At 69.0% G+C, this 16,426-nt stretch carries 13 protein-coding genes; all 13 read right to left on the reverse strand.

Annotated features, from left to right (window positions below; all coding sequences use genetic code 11):
• Nucleotides 1–57: 57 nt before the first annotated feature.
• The 13 genes from ileS to murD all read right to left on the reverse strand — a co-directional run bounded on the left by ileS (nucleotide 58) and on the right by murD (nucleotide 16,416).
• Nucleotides 58–3,243 (reverse strand): isoleucine--tRNA ligase, encoded by a 3,186-nt coding sequence (gene ileS, locus DFQ14_RS12715; protein WP_114453457.1) that lies wholly within the window; start codon nucleotides 3,241–3,243, stop codon nucleotides 58–60.
• A gap of 381 nt (nucleotides 3,244–3,624) precedes the next feature.
• On the reverse strand, nucleotides 3,625–4,218 hold the full coding sequence (locus DFQ14_RS22045) for a hypothetical protein (protein WP_179951569.1): 594 nt from the start codon (nucleotides 4,216–4,218) through the stop codon (nucleotides 3,625–3,627).
• Between the two features lie 153 nt (nucleotides 4,219–4,371).
• Nucleotides 4,372–5,253: a DivIVA-like cell division protein Wag31 gene (wag31, locus tag DFQ14_RS12725; RefSeq protein WP_114453458.1), complete on the reverse strand. Its 882-nt coding sequence runs from the start codon at nucleotides 5,251–5,253 to the stop codon at nucleotides 4,372–4,374.
• A 47-nt stretch (nucleotides 5,254–5,300) separates the two neighbouring features.
• Nucleotides 5,301–5,585 (reverse strand): YggT family protein, encoded by a 285-nt coding sequence (locus tag DFQ14_RS12730; RefSeq protein ID WP_114453459.1) that lies wholly within the window; start codon nucleotides 5,583–5,585, stop codon nucleotides 5,301–5,303.
• A gap of 18 nt (nucleotides 5,586–5,603) precedes the next feature.
• On the reverse strand, nucleotides 5,604–6,233 hold the full coding sequence (locus DFQ14_RS12735) for a cell division protein SepF (RefSeq protein WP_114453460.1): 630 nt from the start codon (nucleotides 6,231–6,233) through the stop codon (nucleotides 5,604–5,606).
• Nucleotides 6,234–6,305: 72 nt separating this feature from the next.
• Nucleotides 6,306–7,058 carry a YggS family pyridoxal phosphate-dependent enzyme gene (locus DFQ14_RS12740; RefSeq protein WP_114453461.1) on the reverse strand — a complete coding sequence of 251 codons (753 nt, stop codon included), beginning with the start codon at nucleotides 7,056–7,058 and terminating at the stop codon, nucleotides 6,306–6,308.
• Nucleotides 7,058–7,777: a peptidoglycan editing factor PgeF gene (gene pgeF / locus DFQ14_RS12745; protein ID WP_114453462.1), complete on the reverse strand. Its 720-nt coding sequence runs from the start codon at nucleotides 7,775–7,777 to the stop codon at nucleotides 7,058–7,060. The genes DFQ14_RS12740 and pgeF overlap by 1 nt, the downstream gene beginning before the upstream one ends.
• A 207-nt stretch (nucleotides 7,778–7,984) precedes the next feature.
• Nucleotides 7,985–9,526, reverse strand: coding sequence for a cell division protein FtsZ (gene ftsZ / locus DFQ14_RS12750; RefSeq protein WP_114453555.1), 1,542 nt, complete (start codon nucleotides 9,524–9,526; stop codon nucleotides 7,985–7,987).
• A 465-nt stretch (nucleotides 9,527–9,991) separates the two neighbouring features.
• On the reverse strand, nucleotides 9,992–10,822 hold the full coding sequence (locus tag DFQ14_RS12755; RefSeq protein WP_114453463.1) for a cell division protein FtsQ/DivIB: 831 nt from the start codon (nucleotides 10,820–10,822) through the stop codon (nucleotides 9,992–9,994).
• Nucleotides 10,819–12,222, reverse strand: a complete 1,404-nt coding sequence (gene murC, locus DFQ14_RS12760; RefSeq protein ID WP_114453556.1) for a UDP-N-acetylmuramate--L-alanine ligase — start codon at nucleotides 12,220–12,222, stop codon at nucleotides 10,819–10,821. Before murC ends, DFQ14_RS12755 begins: the two co-directional genes overlap by 4 nt.
• A 110-nt stretch (nucleotides 12,223–12,332) precedes the next feature.
• Nucleotides 12,333–13,532: an undecaprenyldiphospho-muramoylpentapeptide beta-N-acetylglucosaminyltransferase gene (gene murG, locus DFQ14_RS12765; protein WP_420810165.1), complete on the reverse strand. Its 1,200-nt coding sequence runs from the start codon at nucleotides 13,530–13,532 to the stop codon at nucleotides 12,333–12,335.
• A complete protein-coding gene (ftsW, locus tag DFQ14_RS12770) occupies nucleotides 13,499–15,004 on the reverse strand; it encodes a putative lipid II flippase FtsW (RefSeq protein ID WP_420810161.1) in 1,506 nt (501 codons plus the stop codon). The genes murG and ftsW overlap by 34 nt, the downstream gene beginning before the upstream one ends.
• Nucleotides 15,001–16,416 carry a UDP-N-acetylmuramoyl-L-alanine--D-glutamate ligase gene (gene murD, locus DFQ14_RS12775; RefSeq protein ID WP_114453465.1) on the reverse strand — a complete coding sequence of 472 codons (1,416 nt, stop codon included), beginning with the start codon at nucleotides 16,414–16,416 and terminating at the stop codon, nucleotides 15,001–15,003. Before murD ends, ftsW begins: the two co-directional genes overlap by 4 nt.
• Between the last annotated feature and the right edge of the window lie 10 nt (nucleotides 16,417–16,426).

Consider the following 16,426-nt stretch of genomic DNA (forward strand, 5'->3'; position numbering starts at 1 on the left):
GGAACTTTCACTCGCATAGAAGTAACGAAAGTTCCGTTCACTCACATCGCGTTCGGCTCAGACCTTCGCGACCGAGACCGCGATCTCGGTGCCGTCACCGACACTGCCCGCGAAGCCGTCCGCCGGTCCCGCCTCCACCGCATCGGCCAGTGTCTCGCCCGCGATGAACGTGCGGTGCGCGGCGATCGCGTCGAGTACCTCGTCGGGAGCCGCCACCGTGACAGTCACCCGGTCCGAGACATCCAGACCGGCCTCACGCCTGGCCTGCTGCACCACGCGCACCACGTCCCGGGCCATCCCTTCGGCAGCCAGCTCCTCGGTGACCTCGGTGTCCAGCACGACCATGCCGCTGCCGCCGGGCAGGGCGCAGGCGGCACCGGGGTCGGTGGACACCAGCCGCTCGGTGAACTCGCCCTCGTGCAGCTCGATTCCCGCGGCGATGACGTTCCCGCCGGGAGTGCGGCTCCACTCGCCCGACTTCACCGACTTGATGACCTTCTGGACGTCCCCACCGAGCCGGGGTCCGGCCGCACGTGCGTTGACCGACACCTCGAAGTGACCGTGCGCGGCCACATCCGTGGTGAATTCGACCTCCCGGACGTTGACCTCGTTGCGGATCAGGTCGGCGAACGGCTGCAGCGACTCCGCTTCCGGCGTGGCCACCACCAGCTTGGCCAGCGGCAGCCGCACGCGCAGCTTGCTGGACTTGCGCATCGCCAGCGCCGACGAGCAGACCTGGCGAACCTGATCCATGGCGTGCACCAGAGCGGCATCGGCGGGCAGCTCGTCGACCACCGGCCAGTCCGCCAGGTGTACCGAGCGCCCACCTGTCAGCCCGCGCCACACGGACTCGGCGGTCAGCGGCAGCAGTGGAGCCACCACGCGACTGGTCATCTCCAGCACGGTGTGCAGCGTGTCGATCGCGTCGGAGTCGCCGGACCAGAAGCGGTCCCGCGACCGCCGCACGTACCAGTTGGTGAGCACTTCCAGGAACTCGCGCACCGCCGCGCACGCGCCCGCGAGATCGAAGTGGTCCATCGCGTTCTGCACGTCGCTGACCAGCTCCTGGGTCTTGGCCAGGATGTACCGGTCGAGCACGTGCCGACTGTCCACACGGTACCGTCCCTCGGCGCCTTCGGCGTTGGCGTACAGCGCGAGGAAGTACCACGAGTTCCACAGCGGTAGCACCGCCTGGCGTACCGCATCCCGGATGCCCTTCTCGGTCACCACCAGGTCGCCGCCGCGCAGGATCGGGCTGGACATCAGAAACCAGCGCATCGCGTCCGACCCGTCGCGGTTGAACACGTCGTTGACGTCCGGGTAGTTGCCCTTGGACTTCGACATCTTCAACCCGTCGTGACCGAGCACGATGCCGTGGGCCACGACATGGGAGAACGCCGGGCGGTCGAACAACGCGGTGGCCAGCACGTGCAACGTGTAGAACCAGCCACGGGTCTGGCCGTTGTACTCGACGATGAAATCGCCCGGGTAGTGGTGCTCGAACCACTCGGCGTTGGCGAACGGGTAGTGCACCTGGGCGAAGGGCATCGACCCCGACTCGAACCAGCAGTCCAGAACCTCGGGAACCCGCCGCATCGTGGAGTTGCCCGTCGGATCGTCCGGATTGGGCCGGGTCAACTCGTCGATGTTCGGACGGTGCAGGTCGGTGGGGCGCACCCCGAAGTCGGCCTCCAGCTCGTCCAACGAACCGTAAACGTCCACCCGGGGATGGGTGGGGTCGTCGGAGACCCAGACCGGGATGGGCGAACCCCAGTAGCGGTTGCGCGAGACGTTCCAATCGCGGGCGTTTTCCAGCCATTTGCCGAACTGGCCGTCGCGGATGTGGGCGGGCACCCACTCGATCCGCTGGTTCAACTCGACCATGCGATCGCGGAACTGCGTCACCGCCACGAACCACGAGGACACCGCGCGCTGGATCAGCGCGTTGTCGCAGCGCCAGCAGTGCGGATACGGGTGGTCGTAGGTCTCGTGCCGCAGCAGCACGCCCGCCTGCTTGAGGTCGCGGATGATCTGCTTGTTCGCCTCGAAGACCTGCATGCCCTCGTACGGCGCGACCTCGTCGGTGAACCGCCCGTGCGCATCGACCGGGACCACCGGCTCGATACCGGCCGCGTCGGTGACGGCCTTGTCCTCCTCACCGAAGGCCGGGGCGATGTGCACGAGCCCGGTGCCGTCGTCGGTGGTCACATAGTCCGCTTCGAGGATCCGGTGGGCATTGTCGCGGCCGGTGAAGAAGTCGAACGGCGGCTCGTAGCGACTGCCGAGCAGCTCGGTTCCGCGGAAGCGATTCACGACCCGGTCGGCGATGTCCTCGCCCAGCTCCCGGGTGTAGGCGCCCAGCCTCGCCTCGGCCAGGACATAGCGCTCGCCGCCGTGCTCCGGTTCGACGAGCACGTAGTCGATGTCCGGGTGCACCGCGGCCGCCAGGTTCGACGGCAGTGTCCACGGTGTCGTCGTCCACGCCAGGGCAAGGGCTCCGTCGAAGGACTTGCCCGGTGCCCGCAGCCGCAGGCCCACGGTGACCGCCGGGTCCTGCCGCTGGCGGTAGACATCGTCCATGCGGGTCTCGGTGTTGGACAGCGGCGTCTCGCAACGCCAGCAGTACCAGACCACCCGGAAGCCCTCGTAGACCAACCCCTTGTCCCAGAGGGTCTTGAACGCCCACATGACGCTTTCCATGTAATCCAGGTCGAGCGTCTTGTAGTCGTTGTCGAAGTCCACCCAGCGTGCCTGACGAGTGACGTAGTCCTGCCACTCGTCGGTGTAACGCAGGACCGAGGACCGGCACGCCTCGTTGAACTCGGCGACCCCCATCGACTCGATCTCGGACTTCGTCGAGATGCCGAGCTGCTTTTCCGCCTCGACCTCGGCGGGAAGGCCGTGACAGTCCCAGCCGAACCGGCGCTCCACCCGCCGCCCGCGCATCGTCTGGTAGCGCGGCACCGCGTCCTTGACGTAGCCGGTCAGCAGGTGCCCGTAGTGCGGCAGGCCGTTGGCGAACGGAGGCCCGTCGTAGAAGACGAACTCGTTCGAGCCGTTCGGCCCCGCATCACGTGCCTCGACACTGGCCTGGAACGTCCCGTCGCGGCTCCAGAAGTCGAGGACCTGGCGTTCGATGGCGGGAAACGACGGGTGCGCGGCAACTCCCCCGTCCGGGGAATGTCCCGCCGTGGAATCCTCGGTACCGGCCACGCCGTTGAAGGGAACCTTCGGGTAAGCCATCGCGGATGCGCTCCTCGCGGATGTGTCGTCTGCTTCGCCGCACGAACATCGGTGGTCAACGCCCGATGCCCACACGGGGACGCCACGCTCGCGCCCGATCCTCCACGACCGGTCGCCCGCGTCTCGCGGTACCACCCCGCTTGCCGTACCCGAGGCCGGGTGCCCCGGTCCGGGACACTGTGATCCGGCAGCTACGTACGGCCACTCGTTTCGGGCTGTGACGGGCCCGCCCGTCCGATTCTACTGAGGCGAGAGTGACACTCGCCCGTTCTTCCGGAGGCTCCCCGGTGATGGCCGGTTCAACGCCGCGTTGGGACCAGAATAGCGCCTGCAGGCAACCGTGTTTCCGCGGCCCTCGGCACACTGCGGTGACGGCAACTCTCAGTGTGTTGCGCGCTGCCGGGCGGCCAGTGTCGTGTCCGGCTCACACAACGCGCAGGGGGTGAAGCCGAGATCACGCGCTTCCCACACCGGCAACGGGATCGTGGTGTGCCGGCTCGCCCAGTCGCAGTCCTCCAGGTGGTAGCGCGGTCTCTCGTCGATGACGACGACCGCGACCTCCAACTCCGAGACCACCAACGCATCAGCTGCATCGGTGTCCTCCTCCGCGGGCTCGTCACCGGCCGCGCCGTCCGGTTCCGCAGCGCCGCGCACCGCATCGTGCTCGGCGGAGACCGGGCTCTCCTCCCGCCCGTCGAATTCCCGCTGCCCGCCGTGCTCCTGCCGCGTGTCGGACTCCGACAGCTCGGACGGTTGCCGTTCCTCGGAAGCCGACGCCGGTTCCGCGGTTTCGCCCGCGCCGGTGGAAGCGGCCCGCAGCCGGCGTCCGCGGCGAGCACTCGCCAGGATCAGCAGCATCGTCGCGAGGACGCTGAGCCCCACCGAGATCCACGCCCAGTGGGGGTTCCCGGTGACCACCGCGCCGGCAAGAACACCGGCGGCCGCGACAATCAGCAGCAGGACCACGAACAACACGTCTGCTCACGCCTTCCGGGCATGCTCCTCGATCATCCGGCACAGCCCGCTTCGCCCGGGCCGCACCCTCACCGCCACAGCGCGGAACCGGTGAGCGGAGCAGGGCGACGGAAGGCGGACACACCACCGTCACCCTGCCGCAATGCCGGGATGTCAGCCTGCTTCCGCGGCGCGCGCTCCGAAGCTGTACCCGCTGCTACTGCTGCTGCTCTGCTGCCCGGAGGAACGGCTGCCGTTCCCGTTCTCACTGGGCGCAGCCGAGCCCCGATCCTGCAGTTCACGCAATTGGGATTCGAGGTAGGTCTGCAGGCGTGTGCGGTACTCGCGTTCGAACGTACGCAGCGTTTCGATCTTCTTTTCGAGTGCGTTCTTCTCCTGCGTGATGTTGCCCATCACCTCGGCATGCTTGCGCTGGGCGTCCCGCTCCAGCCCGGCAGCCTTCTCCCTGGCCTGACGCTCCAGGGTCTCGGCCCGCGTCCGCGCATCGTTGAGCATCGTCTCGGCCCGGGTGCGGGCGTCGTTGACCATGCTGTCGGCCTTGGTCCGGGCATCGGAGAGCAACTGCTCGGACTTGGTGCGGGCTTCCGAGAGCATCCCGTCGGACTCGGACTTGGCCTCACCGGTCAACCGGTCGGCCATCTCCTGGGCGAGGCCGAGCACCTTGGCGGCCTGCACGTGCTGATCGCCGCCGGGGGAGGTCTGCTCGGCCGGCGCCGGCGGGGGAACCGGCGCAAGCCTGCGCGGCTCTTCGGTCGAGGCGCTTGCGGCGGCCGCGGGGGACTGGGTCGAGGTCGAGGAGGTCGAGGCCGGGGAAGCCTGGCTCCGGCCGTCATCGAGGTCGACCTGCGTGGACTGCTGCTGCGACTCCAGCTGCTCCACCTGGCTTCGCAGGTCGCTGTTTTCCTCCACCAGTCGGGCAAGCTCGGCTTCGACGAGGTCGAGGAAAGCATCCACCTCGTCCTCGTTGTAACCCCGCTTGCCAATCGGGGGTTTGCTGAACGCCACGTTATGAACGTCGGCGGGGGTCAAGCCCACAAGATCACCTCACGCACTCCTCGGCTGCGAGTTCTCCGGGTTCCCCGCTACCCGGGTCGAACCAGTTGCATCAGGATGAACACAACCAGCAGCAGCACCATAATCGATAGGTCTAGCCCGACGCCGCCGATCCGGACAGTCGGGATCACCCGCCGCAGCAAGCGAACGGGTGGGTCGGTCACTGTGTAGATGCTCTCCAGCGCGATTGCAACCCCCCCACGAGGGCGCCAATCTCGGGCGAACGCTCGGACGAGCTCCACCACAATACGCGCCACCAGCATCAACCAGAAGAAGAACAGCAGGTAGTACAGAACGATCAGGACCGGTTCCACGACTCAACTCTGCACCACTCACCCGTAGTTGAAAAAGGCACCCTCCGCGAGACGGCGTTTGTCCTCGGCGGCGACTTCGACATTGGGAGGCGAGAGCAGGAACACGCGGTTGGTCACCTTCTCGATCGAGCCCCGCAGAGCAAAGGCCAGACCTGCGGCGAAGTCGACCAGTCGCTTGGCGTCGGCCTCACTCATCTCGGTCAGGTTCATGATCACCGGCGTGCCTTCGCGGTACTGCTCGCCAATGGTGCGTGCCTCGCTGTAACTGCGGGGATGCAGGGTTGTGATCTTGCTCAAGTTGTCGTGGCTTCCGGTGTCGCTCACCGCGCGCAGGCGCGAGGCCTGGTCCCGGTGTGGATCGACAGCCAGCGAGCCTCGAACCGGCGTTTCCGCCGACCACTCGCGGCGTGAACGCCCCTGACCACCGTCGCCGTGAGGGTGCCCGGGGAGGCCATCGGTGCTCTGGATCGGGTTTCCGCCCCGCAGCCCGTCACCGAAACGGCGCCGGCCACCGATCCTGTCGGATTCGGAGTCGTAGTCCTCGACGTCCGAACCGTACCCGCCGTAGCCGGGATCATCATCGTACCCGTCGACCTCCTCGGCCGGGACCATGCCGAAGTATGCCTTCAGCTTGTGCAGCACGCTCATCGGCAAGCCCCTTCCTCCGCGACTCCTTCGCGCCGGGTACCGGCGTCAGCCGGCTCTCGATCCCGCTGACGGCTACGGCGAGACTAACGGGCGCCCGCCCAACAGCCCTGTTCCGACACGCACGCGTGTCGAACCGTGCGCTATGGCACTTTCCAGATCGCCACTCATCCCCGCCGAGACCTGATCAGCATCGGGAAAGTCCTGTCGCATTCGCTCGGAAATCCGAAGAAGAGTGTCGAAAGACACATCCGGATCACCTTCCAAGGGGGCGACGGCCATCACACCACGGAGGCGAATCTCATACATTCGGCTGATCATTTCAGCGAGTCGAGGGACATTCTCGGGAGAACACCCCCCTCTCCCACTCTGCCCGTCGAGGTTCACCTGAATCAGCACGTCGAGCGGTTCCTGTCGCTCACCGCTCTCCAGCGCCCGCGCCGAAGCCCGCTGCAGCGCCTCGGCGAGTCGCGGGCTGTCGACGGACTCGACCACATCGGCCCAGCGAGCCACCGATCGCGCCTTGTTGCGCTGCAACTGCCCGACCATGTGCCAGCGCACGTTGGCGTGCGGACGAAGGGCGCCGAACTCGGCCACTTTCGCCCGCGCTTCCTGCTCACGGTTCTCGGCGAACTCGGTGAGCCCCAGATCGCTGAGCAAAGCCGCGTCACCGGCCGGGAAAGTCTTGGTCACGGCCAGCAACCCGACATCGTCGGGGCGCCGCCCGGCAGCGCGGCAGGCGGCATCGATACGTTCCCGGACTTCACGCAGTGATTTCTCCAGCTCGACGCGCCGCCGCTCGTTGAGTTCCCCATCGGGCGATGTCATCACTGCTGCCCCTCCGGATCGGCCCAGATCACCGCTGCGAGCCTGCCGGTACGCGGCCCGTCCCGGCGGTGGCTGAACAGTTCCCGCGACTCCATCGTGCACCGCGGGTCGACCCCGATCCCGGCCACACCGGCGGCGGCGAGCTGCTCCCAGAGCCCCGCGCGGATGTCCAGACCGCTGGTGCCGTTGCGGGTCTTGCAGGCACTGCCCGGAAGATGGCGTTCGACATCGGCCTGCATCTCGGGCGGCACCTCGTAGCACTGCCCGCACGCAGCCGGCCCGAGCAGTGCCTCGATCCGATCGATGCGCGCTCCGGCCTGGTGCATGGTTTTCAGTGCGGCCACGACGACGCCGACCCGAGCACCCACGCGTCCGGCATGCACGGCGGAAACCACACCGCTGTCCGGGTCTCCGAGCAGGACGGGGACGCAGTCGGCCACGAGCGCGGCCAGAGCGAGATTCGGCACGGCAGTCACGAGCGCGTCGGTCGCCTCGACCGGAGCCGAGTGCGGCGCCTCGACGCGGGTGGCGGTCCGGCCGTGGATCTGTTCCATCCACACCAGACGGTCCTGGTCGAGGCCGATCCCCTCGGCAAGCTTGCGCTGGTTCGCTGCCAGTGCGGCCGGGTCGTCGCCGACCTTGCCGCCCAGGTTGAACGAGTCGAACGGTGGTTGGGAATGACCACCTTCCCGTGTGGTGATCACGCGACGAATTCGCACTGCAAGCCCTCCTGCACAGGTACCTGGGAAACGCACCGGCCGAAGGCCGCACCACCGTCCCGGGTGAGGGGCCTTCTCCTTCGCGATTCTCCCCCATGTGGGTGACTACCTGATGTGGCCTGCGAGCCGCCCGCCCCTTTGCCTCGGGAAAGCAGATACCGAAACGCCGGTTCGGCAACCCCCTACGCCGACCCTCGGGCTTCCTTGCTACCGCCGCATGAAGGGTGGAATGTCCACATCATCGTCGTTGTCGTCACCGGAATCCGGAGTGCTTCGGTTCGGAAGTGAGCCGCCGAAACCATTGCCGGTACGGCCGGACATCGGGAGACCGCCCTGCTGCTCGCCCGGCACGACCCCCTCGGAGCCGAACCCGTCGGACGGCTGCTGCGGGCGCTGCACCGACTCAAGCCGCTCCGAACCGCTCTGCCCGTGCTGGGAATCGTCGGCATGGTCCCCGGCCGGGGACTGTGTTCGCGCCCGCTGGGACATCGGGGACGGCGGCACCGCCCCCTGGGAGGCCGGTCCCGCCGAGGTCGCGGACTGCCCGGCAGCGGACTGATCCTCGGCCCGCTGTGACCGGGGCTGCACCCCCTCCGTCTGCCCGGCCACGGCGGTCTGCGGCGGTGTCAGGTCATTGGGCGTGCTCGACTGCTGGGCAAATGACTGCCCGGACTGATCCGTGGTGCCCGCCGGGGACTCCTCGTACTCGAGGTGGCTGTCCACGACCTGCCCGTCGGCGATCTGCCCGTCCTCGTCCTCCCGCGAGCCCACCTTCGTGGGGTCCAGCTTCTTGTGCGTCGGTGCACCGGCGTCGAACCCGGCCGCGATGACGGTGACTCGCACCTCGTCGCCGAGCGAGTCGTCGATCACGGTACCGAAGATGATGTTGGCTTCGGGATGCGCGGATTCCTGCACCAACGACGCCGACTCGTTGATCTCGAACAAGCCCAGGTCGGAACCACCGGCGATGGCCAGCAACACCCCGTGGGCGCCTTCCATCGACGCTTCCAGCAACGGCGAGTTGATCGCCTTCTGCGCGGCCTGCACGGCTCTGCCCTCACCGCGGGCGGAACCGATGCCCATCAGGGCACTGCCCGCCCCGGACATGACGCTCTTGACGTCGGCGAAGTCGAGATTGATCAGCCCCGGGGTGGTGATCAGATCCGTGATGCCCTGCACACCGGACAGCAGCACCTCGTCGGCCGAGCGGAACGCGTCCATCAGGCTCACGCCGATGTCACCGAGCTGCAGCAGCCGGTCGTTGGGGATCACGATGAGGGTGTCGCACTCGTCGCGCAGTTCCTTGATGCCCTGCTCGGCCTGATTCGCGCGCCGCTTGCCCTCGAAGGAGAAGGGACGGGTGACCACACCGATGGTCAACGCGCCCAGTTTGCGAGCGACCGAGGCGATCACCGGCGCACCGCCGGTGCCGGTCCCACCGCCCTCGCCGGCGGTGACGAACACCATGTCGGCGCCTTTGAGCACCTCTTCGATCTCGTCCTTGTGATCGTCGGCGGCCTGGTGACCGACATCGGGCGCGGCACCCGCGCCGAGCCCTCGGGTCAACTCGCGACCGATGTCGAGCTTGACATCGGCATCCGACATCAACAGGGCCTGCGCATCGGTGTTCACCGCGATGAACTCAACGCCTTTGAGCCCGACCTCGATCATGCGATTCACGGCATTGACTCCGCCGCCGCCGATGCCGACGACTTTGATCACCGCGAGATAGTTGTGCGGGGGCGTCATCGTCATCCGCCTTCCTGGTCGTGGCTCTGTGCTCGCTGATGCTGGACCGTCGGTACGGCTCTCGGGGCCCGGCCGGTGACCGGTGAAACCCACCGGAGGGGCCAGGGGGTCACAATACGATCACTCCGTCCCCGAGTCGGACGGTAGGCATGGACGCGGTCCGGAGTCCAGCAGCCACGCCGGTTACCGGACCGGCGCGTCGCGGACCATGTCCGGCATCCACCACGTCCATTGCTCCTTTCGCCGGCGAAAGGGACCACTCGCGCTCCCGCTCCGTGCCGCGAAACGGCATCGGATCGGACCCGGCGCCCTTCCGTCAGGTGTTCACATGCGAGTGATCACCGTCAACACCGTACCGCGCCGATCATGCACTCGATCGAACCACTCGCCGGCTTTCCCGACCCGAGTGAACGGAACTTTCGTCACCTCTATCCGGGCGAAAGTTCCGCTCACTCCTCACCGCGGTCAGGACACGGTGGGCAGTGCGGGGCTCGTGACGTCGTAGACCTCGCCCGGGCGGGTCAGCAGCGGCGGCAGGATCGCCGCCTTGCGCTCCGACATCCGGGGGCTGCCCCACTGAACCTCACGTCCCTCGGTCAGCCGCAGCACCACATTGTCCGGGGCTTCGGCGACCACGGCCGTGACCTGGTCACGAAGCGGTTCGGACAGCGACGTGAGTGCGGTCATCGCCGCCTGCGTGGCCGGATCGCCGGGCGCCACGTGCCCGACCCGCAGCTCCGGCAGCCCCTCCGGGGGCCGGGGCACGGTCTCGAACGGCACTCCCTCGGTATCCACGAGGCGGAAGCCGGCGTCGGTCGACGCGAAAACCACGGGAGTGCGCTCGGAGATCCGCAGTTTCACGGTGGACGGCCACGACCGCTCGACGCGCACCGACTCGACCTCGGGGATCCGGCGCAGCCGGTCGCGAATCCCCGCCTTGTCGAGTCGCACCATCGGTGTCCCCATCCGGATACTCGCGGTGTCGGTGATCCTGTCCTCCTGCAGCGTCGTGGCACCGACCACCTCGACCGAACGCACCCCCAGCAGCGGCGTGAAATACACGGCAATCGTCAGCACGGTGATCACAGCCAACCCCAGCGGGAGAATCCAGCGCCGCATCCACCGGACGGCACCGGTCCCGGACCCGGCCACCGCACCCCCGCGTACCGCGCGGCCACGCTGCGAGCGGCCACGCTCGGAACGGTCGCGCTGTGAACGGTCCGCCGCCCGGCGGCCCCGGGAATCCCGCGCCCCGACCCGCCGATCCGTGCCGCCGCGCCGCGACGGCACGCTCATGCCCGTCCCACCGAGCCGGAATCCCCGGCCACCCGGTCGACCTCGGCCAGGATCTCGGAGCCGAGCATCGTCACATCACCGGCCCCCATGGTCACGACCAGATCGCCGGGACGCACCAGGCTCGCCACCAGCGGGGCCGCGTCGGTGATCGAGGGCTCGTAGTGCACACGCTCTTCCGGCAGCGGCACCGATCCCGCGATCAGGGCACCGGTGACCCCGGGCTGGGGATCCTCCCGGGCCCCGTAGACATCGAGCAGCACCACCTCGTCGGCCAAACCGAGTGCAGCGGCGAACTCCCCGGCGAACGCCGCGGTACGGGAGTACAGGTGCGGCTGGAACACCACGATCAGGCGACCGCTGTCCACGACCGGTCGCGCGGCACGCAACTGTGCCTGGACTTCGGTCGGATGGTGGGCGTAGTCGTCGTACACGCGCACACCGTCCGCGCGGCCCTTGAACTCGAAGCGGCGCCGTACGCCGCCGAAAGCGGCCAGGCCTTCCAACATGCCTTCCAGCGGGGCGCCCAATTCGAGACCGGCCAGCAGTGCCGCGACGGCATTGCCCACCATGTGCTCGCCGGGCACCGACACGGACACATCGACAGTCCCGGATGGATCACCTGTCGGGCCGTCCCCGGTCGCCAGTTCCACCGTGCCGATCCCGGAGCCGTGTTCGGCCCGGTAGCCGACGATCCGGGCGTCCGCCCGCCCGTCGGCCGACCTTCCGTATCGGCGCACACGGATACCCGCCGCCTCGGCACGATCGGCCAGCGCTGCCGCGCCCGGATCATCGGCACCCGCGATCAGCACGCCCCCCGGCTCGATCCGGTGCAGGAACTGCTCGAAGACCCCGGTGTAGGCCTCCGGGGTGCCGTGGTGATCGAGATGGTCGGGTTCGATGTTGGTCACCACCGCCACCGAGGGGGCGAACACCAGGAACGAGCCGTCGCTTTCGTCGGCCTCGGCCACGAACAGCCCACCCTCACCGTGGTGGGCGTTGGCTCCCGATTCGTTGAGGTCACCGCCGATGGCGAACGACGGGTCGAGCCGGCAGTGCTGCAGTGCGACCGTCAGCATCGACGTGGTCGTCGTCTTGCCGTGCGTCCCGGTGACGCAGGCGACCCGGTGCTCGGCCATCAGCGCCGCCAGCGCCTCCGCACGGCGCAGCACGGTCACCCCCCGGCGGTGGGCCTCGACGAGTTCCGGATTGTCCGGCCGGATCGCCGTGGACACCACCACCGCGCTCGGGTCGGTGCCGAACTGGTCGAGGTTGGCTTCCTCGTGGCCGAAGGCCACCCTGGCGCCCTGGGCACGGAGAGCGAGCACGGTGGGCGAATCCCGGGCATCCGATCCCGAGACCTCGTGACCTCGCGCGAGCAGGATCCGCGCGATGCCGCTCATCCCCGCGCCACCGATCCCCACGAGGTGGCCCCGGGACAGCAGCGCGCCGACCTCCGCCCCCTCCGGAATCGACGGGGCGGAGTCGGCGGATCCACTCGTGGAGTCGGTTCTCACTGCGCGGCCACCTCCAGTGCTATCTGCGCCAGGACCCGGTCCGCCTCGCGGTGCCCGGTGCCCAGTGTCGCGCGGCTCATCTCCCACAGCCGATGCGGATCACGGGCCAGCGGCAGGACCTCGTCGACGACCCGTTGCGGAGTCAGCTCCGCATCGGGCACCAGTCTCGCACCTCCCGCGGTGACCACCGGCTGCGCGTTGAGGGCCTGCTCACCGTTGCCGTGCGGAAGCGGGACGAACACGGCGGGCAGGCCCACGGCCGAGACCTCGGCGACGGTCATCGCCCCCGAGCGGCACACCACCAGGTCGGCAGCCGCATAGGCCAGGTCCATCCGTTCCAGGTACGGTACCGCCACGTAGCGGGGTGCACCGGGCACCTCCTGCACGGCCACGGTGTTTTTCGGGCCGTGCGCGTGCAGCACCCCGATCCCGGCACGTCCCAGCGCTTGCGCCGCTCCCGAGAAAGCCGTGTTCAGCGTCTGAGCACCCTGCGAACCGCCGAACACCAGGATGGCGGGAGCTTGCGGGTGGAGTCCGAAGTGGGCGCGCGCCCGGACACGCAGCGCCGCGCGGTCCAGCGAGGTGATCGACTCCCGCAGTGGGATACCGATCGCCTGCGCGCCGGAAAGGCCGCTGTCGGGCACCGCGGAAAGCACTCGCTCGGCCAGCCGTGCACCGACCTTGTTGGCCAGCCCGGCACTGGCGTTGGCCTCGTGCACGACGATCGGGACCCGCCCCCGCGCGGCCAGGTACGCCGACAGCGAGACGTAGCCGCCGAACCCGACCACCACATCCGCTTGGGCACGTTCCAGGACCTCGCGGGTACGCCGGACCGACTCCCGCACCTTCGACGGCATCCGCAGCAGTTCCGCACTGGCTTTGCGCGGCATCGGCACCGGCGGAACCAGCTCCAGCGGATAGCCGCGCGCGGGCACGATCTCGGTCTCCAGCCCGCGCTCGGTGCCCAGCGCCACCACCCGGGCATCCGGCCGGATCCTGCGTACGGCATCGGCCAGGGCCATCGCGGGTTCGATGTGCCCGGCGGTGCCACCTCCGGCGACCACCACCGAAGGAGGCCGCCGAGCCATGGTGTTGCCCATGGGGTGTGGTGCCGGTCCGAAGCCTGCGGCTCCGAAGGACCCCGGACCCGGTTGTTGGCCGCTCAACGATGTCCTCCTGTTGTTCGTGTCCGGGATGCCTGTCCCCGGGTTACCTGCTTGCGGAGTCCGGGACGGGCACCGCCGGCGCTGCCACCCCGGCGGTTGCTCTGGCGACCGGTCTGTGCAGCGCTGTTCTGGGAGGTGCCCGACCGGGAATTCCCGTTCCGCGAGGGGCCGCTGCCCGGCCGTTTGGTGCTCGTGGGGGGTTTTGCCGGACGCTTCCTGGCCGGCGGACGGTACGGCGCGGGGGTGGGCAGCCGCAGCAGCGTACCGATCCTTCCGGGCCCGAGTGAGCGCAGCGCGGCGATCGCCTCCGGCTCGTGCCGGGCGAAGTTCGCCAGCAACCCGAACACCACCATCGTGGTCAGCACCGAACTCCCCCCCGAGGAGATCAACGGCAGTGGCAGGCCGGTCACCGGCAGCAGCCCCACGACGTAGCCGATGTTGATCGCGGCCTGCGCGACCATCCAGGTCGTCAGCGTGGCGGCCACCAACCGGATCCACGGATCGGTGTTGCGGGCGGCGATGCGCATCCCCACGTACGCCGTGGTGCCGTACAACGCCAGCACCATCGCACAACCGATGAAGCCCAGTTCCTCTCCGATCACGGCGAAGATGAAGTCGTTGTGCGCGTTGGGCAGGTATTCCCACTTCGACCAGCCCTGCCCGAGTCCCTTGCCGAACAGCCCACCGTCGGCCAGCGCATACAGCGCCTGCAGCGCGTGGTAGCCGTTGCCGAGCGGATCGGCACCCGGGTTGAGAAAGGACACCACCCGGTCCATGCGGTAACCGGCGGTGACCGCCAGGAGCACACCTCCGGTCACCGCCCCCAGCGCCATCACCGCGAACAGCCGCAGCGGCGCCCCGGCGAACCACAGCAGCGCCAGCAGCACGATGCCCAGTATCGCCGTCGAACCCAGATCCGGCTGCAGGACCACCAGCGTGAACATCAGCAACGCCGCCGGCACCACCGGCACCAGCAGGTGGCGGTACTGGCCCAGCAGCGCTCGCTTGGTCACCAGCACGTGCGCGCCCCACAACGCCAGAGCCACCTTCGCGGGCTCCACCGGCTGGAACGACACACCGGCCACCACGAACCAGCTCTGCGCACCGCTGGCAGTCGCACCCAGCGGGGTCAGCACGAGCACCAGCAGCAGCAGGCACAGCGCCAGCAGGACATGGCTGAATCGACGCAGCAACCACACCGGTGCCCGCAGGGCCAGGTAGAAACCGACCAGTCCCACAGCGCAGTACACGAGCTGGTGCACGAACACGCTGTAGGACGAACCCGCCTGGTTGAACGAGTCGACGCTCGAGGCCGACAGCACCATCACGAGGCCGAACACCGTCAGCAGGCCGAACACCGCCAGCAGCAGATGGAACGACGCCAGCGGCCGGGTGAGCCAAGCGGTCAACGCCGTGACCAGTCCTCGCAGACCGGCGGGCTTGCCCGTACGCGCGTTCCTTCCCGCGGTACCGGTGGCGGATCCGGCGGTGACCACCGTCACCACCCGCCTTGCTCACCGGCGGATTCGACGGCCTCGTGCCGGCTGAGCACGATGCGGACCGCGTCGGCGAACGCCTGCCCCCGGTGGGCGTAGTCGGTGAACATGTCCATCGATGCCGCGGCAGGCGCGAGCACGACCGCCGAACCCGGTTGCGCGAACCCGGCGGCGAGGTGGACGGCCTCCAGCATGGCGCTGTCTTCTCCCCCCTCGACCTCGCGCACCGGCACATCCGGCGCGTGCCGGGCCAGCGCCGCCGCGAACCGGTCCCTGTCCTGCCCGATCAGCACCGCCGCGTCCAACCGGTCGGCGTGGGAAGCCACGAGAGCGTCGACATCGGCTCCCTTGAGCAATCCGCCCGCGATCCACACCACCCGGGGGTGAGCCCCCAGCGCGGCCGCGGCCGCATGGGGGTTGGTCGCCTTGGAATCATCGACATAGCCGACTCCCGCCGACTCGGCCACCAGCACGGAACGGTGAGAGCCGGGCTCGAACGTGCGCAATCCCTCGGCCACGGCATCGGGGGCCACACCCCGGCTGCGGGCAAGCGCGGCAGCGGCGAGGGCGTTGGCCGCATTGTGCGGGCCGGGCGGGTGCACATCGGCGAGCGAGGCCAGCACCACCCCATCGGCGGCGTCCGCACCGGCGCAGTCGGAGCGGTCCAGCAAGCGACCGTCGGCCAGGCCGATCTGCCCGGGCTCCGGTGGCGAGGCGGTACAGCCGATGCGGCGGGGAGACCGCGCCGCATCGGCGAGGTGGACCGACCACGCGTCGTCGGCGTTGAACACGGCCACAGTGGTGTGGTCGTAGATCTTGCCCTTGGCCGCACCGTAGGCGGCCAGCGAGCCGTGCCAGTCGAGATGGTCGTCGGCGAGGTTGAGCACCACGGCGGCGTGCGGAGCCAGCGTGTCCGACCAGTGCAGCTGGAAACTCGACAACTCCACCGCCAGGACCCGGTGCCCGGCCCGCACGGCATCGACGGCGGGAAGACCGACATTGCCGCATGCCACCGCATCCGCACCGGCCGACCGCAGGATCGATGCGAGCATCCCGACCGTGGTCGTCTTGCCGTTGGTGCCGGTCACCGCGAGCCAGGTCGCAGGCTCCGGGCTCTGCCGGTCGAGACACCAGGCCAGCTCGATCTCCCCGATCACCTCGATGCCCGCCTCCGCGGCCGCGGCAGGCAGTGGTGCATCGGGCCGCCAGCCCGGACTGGTCACCACCAGGTCGGTGCCCGGCGGGGGTGCCGTCAGCCCGGCGACCAGGTCGGCCCCCTGCGACTGCAGCGAGGCCAGCGCGGCCAGCCGATCCGCGGAGGCATCGGTGATCGTGACCGCATCCCCCCGCGCAAGCAGCGCCTCGGCCGCCGAGCGGCCGGACACACCGGCGCCGGCCACCAGAACCCGTCGACGCATGTCTCCTCCG

It is taken from the genome of Halopolyspora algeriensis, from assembly GCF_003337235.1.
GTDB classification, from domain to species: domain Bacteria; phylum Actinomycetota; class Actinomycetes; order Mycobacteriales; family Pseudonocardiaceae; genus Haloactinomyces; species Haloactinomyces algeriensis.

Bases quoted from the DNA above. Each gene is read 5' to 3' on its own strand.
- ileS (WP_114453457.1), bottom strand. From the start codon at position 3,243: ATGGCTTACCCGAAGGTTCCCTTCAACGGCGTGGCCGGTACCGAGGAT.
- DFQ14_RS12735 (WP_114453460.1), bottom strand. From the start codon at position 6,233: ATGAGCGTGCTGCACAAGCTGAAGGCATACTTCGGCATGGTCCCGGCC.
- DFQ14_RS12740 (WP_114453461.1), bottom strand. From the start codon at position 7,058: ATGACATCGCCCGATGGGGAACTCAACGAGCGGCGGCGCGTCGAGCTG.
- ftsZ (WP_114453555.1), bottom strand. From the start codon at position 9,526: ATGACGCCCCCGCACAACTATCTCGCGGTGATCAAAGTCGTCGGCATC.
- DFQ14_RS12755 (WP_114453463.1), bottom strand. From the start codon at position 10,822: ATGAGCGTGCCGTCGCGGCGCGGCGGCACGGATCGGCGGGTCGGGGCG.
- murC (WP_114453556.1), bottom strand. From the start codon at position 12,222: ATGAGCGGCATCGCGCGGATCCTGCTCGCGCGAGGTCACGAGGTCTCG.
- murD (WP_114453465.1), bottom strand. From the start codon at position 16,416: ATGCGTCGACGGGTTCTGGTGGCCGGCGCCGGTGTGTCCGGCCGCTCG.